This window comes from Streptomyces sp. GC420 (assembly GCF_009916105.1).
In the GTDB taxonomy this organism is placed as follows: Bacteria; Actinomycetota; Actinomycetes; order Streptomycetales; family Streptomycetaceae; genus Streptomyces.
Genome location: NZ_JAAAXQ010000609.1, coordinates 1 through 2,993, shown reverse-complemented (window position 1 = coordinate 2,993; position 2,993 = coordinate 1). Strand labels below are relative to the sequence as shown.

The following is a 2,993-nucleotide window of genomic DNA, read 5'->3' as shown; positions in this document are numbered from 1 at the left end:
GGGAGGCGCCGCGCGACTTGCGCGGGTTCTGGACGTTGGGCTGGACGGTGGTGATGTCCACGAAGTCCGCGGCGACGGGGCCGTTGCCGGCCTGCCCGCCGTTGCCCTGTCCCTGTCCCTGTCCCTGCCCCTGGCCCTGGTCCTGCCCCTGGCCCTGGTCCTGGTTGCCGCCCTGGTCCTGGCCCTGGTCACCGCCCTGGTCCTGTCCGTTGCCCTGCTGGCCCTCCCCGGCGTTGGTGTCGTTGCCGGAGGCGCGCAGTGTGCAGGCCGCGAGCTGGTCCAGGCCCTGCGGCCGGTCACCCACCCGGTCGATCGCGATCGCGATGCGGTCGACGGTCGCCTTCCGCTTCTCGTTCAGCGGTCCGACGATCGCGTTCTGTGCGAAGTTCGCGTCCTGCTGGACCGCCCGCTGCGAGTTCTGCAGCCGCTGGTAGGCCTCGGCGATCTGCTTGTCCAGGAGCGCGAGTTCCCTGTCGACCTGCGTCCTGGCCTGGTCCGGCACGGACGTCAGGGAGTTGCCGACGTCGGGGCAGTCGATGGTGGCCGCGCCGCCGGCGAGGACCTGGTTGTTCTGGTTCTGGGTCGAGTTCTTCCTGTCGCCGCCCCAGCCGCCCCAGCCGCCCTCGTGTGCCGAGGCATACACATTTGCCGCTACCAGCCCACCTGCTCCCAGGGTCAGAGCCGCCGCGGCGGCGATCGCCCGGCTTGCCGTTTTCGATCGTTTGCGCGTGTTGCGTCGCATGGAACTCCTTCGAAACCTTCCCGGAAGTAGGGGGACCCCCGGTGTGGGAGAAGCGCGTCTACACATACGGGCCCCGTGGTGAAGGTGTTCAGAGAGCTCTCAGATTTGTAGTTTCCTCCGCCCGCAATACGGGCATGGGAGCAGCTCTCGGTCGAGACAGGTGAGAACCGCCGGTACCGACCGATTGTCCGCGTCGGGCGAGGACAGGGCTCCGGGTGAACGCCGCTCGCCGCAAGGGGCGTTCAGGACGGGGTGCGGACGTAAGAGGCGACGCCGCTCCGCAGCGGACCGGCGGGGCACGGACTTCACGCACCGTCACGCCTCAAGCAGGGCGAGCAGTTCCGCCTCCTTCTCCGGTGCAAGCCCGACCGCCGGGCGGTCGGGCCGCAGCGGCGCCGCGCCCCCGATCGACGCGAGCCACGTCCAGGTGTCGGCCACCGTCCGCGTCACCGGCCGGCAACGCAGCCCCGTGGCAAGCGCCTTGGCGACGTTCGTGCGGTGCATCGTGTCGTGGTCCTCTCCCGGCGGGATCCACACGGGCAGCTCGGTCCACGGCAGCACACCCGCGCCGAGCACAAGTGCCGGGTCGGCCCAGCGGAGTTCGGCGCCGGAGCCGGTGACCCGCACGCACGCGCCGAGCAACTCGCCCATCGTGGCGTGCCCCTCCTCGCTGACCAGGTTGTACGCCCCGCCGGGAGCTTCCCGCGAGGCGCTCAGGATCCACTCGGCGAGATCACGCGCGTCGATGTACTGCAGGGGCAAGTCCCTTGGTCCCGGCGCCAGTACGGCTCCGCCGCGGGCGATGCGGGTGAGCCACCACGGCAGCCGGCCGATGTTCTCGTACGGCCCGAGGATCAGCCCGGCCCGCACCAGCAGCGACCGCCCCGTGCCGAACTCCGCGAGGGCGGCGAGCTCCCCGCCGCGTTTGTCCGCCGCGTAGTCGACCGCGTCGGCGTCCGGATCACCGTCCACCACGGGCCCGTCCTCGCCGAGGCCGGCCGGCGTGGGATATCCGTACACGGAGACGGTCGAGACGTACGCGTAGCGGGCCGTCCGGTCCTTCAGCAGCCGCGCCGTCCCGCGCACCGCGCGCGGCGCGGCCGACCAGGTGTCCACGACGACGTCCCACGTCTCGCCCGCGAGCGCGCCCGTGCCGGTGAACGCCGCGAGACCGCCCGGCGCGACCCGGTCGCCGAGCACACCGCGCGTCCCGGCGGGCGCCGCGTGCCGGCCGCGGTGGAAGACGGTCACCTCCCACCCCCGGGCCACGGCCGCCTCCGCGACCGCCCGGCCCACGAACCCCGTTCCTCCCAGCAGCAGAAGTCTCATGCCGGTGACTCTGCCCGCCGCCACGGCCGGAGCCCACCGGATTCCGCTCCCGGGAGAACCATTCAGCTGCGGGGAAAACGATGGCAGCATGAGCGGACGATGACGGACGCCCGGTCGCCGATGCGCGCCTTACGGGCCGCGATCTTCGCGGCGGTGTGCGTCGCACTCGCCACGCTGGGGCATTCATACCAGTCCGGCCGTGAAATTCCGCTCAGCGGTGTTCTGGCCGCTTTCACGGTGACCGGCACCGCCGCCTGGCTCGCGGGCGGGCGCCGCCGCGGCACGCTCCCGGTCGCGGCCGGGCTCGTCGCCGTCCAGGCCGCACTGCACCTGATCTTCGCCGGGAGCCGGCCGGGCGCGGCGCATCCGCATCACGACCCCGCCATGGCGGACACGGCCGGGATGCCAGGGATGCCCGGGATGGCAGGCGCGGCGCGTGCGGCGGTCACGGCTGGGGCACGGGCCGCGGCGGACGGCACGGCCGCCACGGGCGGGGCCGCCGCGCACACGGACACGGCCGCCCTGGCGGCCACGGGCCACGGCTCCGCCACGATGCTCCTCGCCCATCTCCTCGCCGCCGCGCTGTGCGGCCTCTGGCTGGCCCGCGGCGAGGCCGCCCTCTTCCGGCTGCTGAGGGCGCTCGACGCACTCGCCTTCACCCCGCTGCGGCTGCTCCTCGCCGCTGTCCGTCCGGCCCCCAGGGCCCCGCGCCCCGTACCGCGCGCCGCCCGTGCCCGGGTCAGGCGGCCCCGCGGTGCCCTGCTCGCGCACGCCCTGACCAGGCGCGGCCCGCCACCGCACCCCGGGCAGCGAGGCCGCCGGAGCGAGTCCGTCGCGCAGGCCGGTCTCGATGCGCCCGATCTCCGTCCGCCAGTCCTGGGACAGCAGCAGCTCGATCGAGGCCTCGGCGATCGCCGCCGCC

General features: G+C 73.8%; 2 protein-coding genes and 1 pseudogene. 1 reads left to right on the top strand and 2 read right to left on the bottom strand.

Annotated elements, in window-relative coordinates:
* A pseudogene (locus tag GUY61_RS36825) lies at positions 1-742 on the bottom strand (hypothetical protein); the annotation flags it as partial.
* A gap of 315 nt (positions 743-1,057) precedes the next feature.
* On the bottom strand, positions 1,058-2,071 hold the full coding sequence (locus GUY61_RS36820) for an NAD-dependent epimerase/dehydratase family protein (protein WP_166634650.1): 1,014 nt from the start codon (positions 2,069-2,071) through the stop codon (positions 1,058-1,060).
* Between the two features lie 99 nt (positions 2,072-2,170).
* Here GUY61_RS36820 and GUY61_RS36815 point away from each other — a divergent pair.
* The coding region (locus GUY61_RS36815; protein WP_208106909.1) for a hypothetical protein at positions 2,171-2,993 on the top strand (823 nt) is incomplete at its 3' end.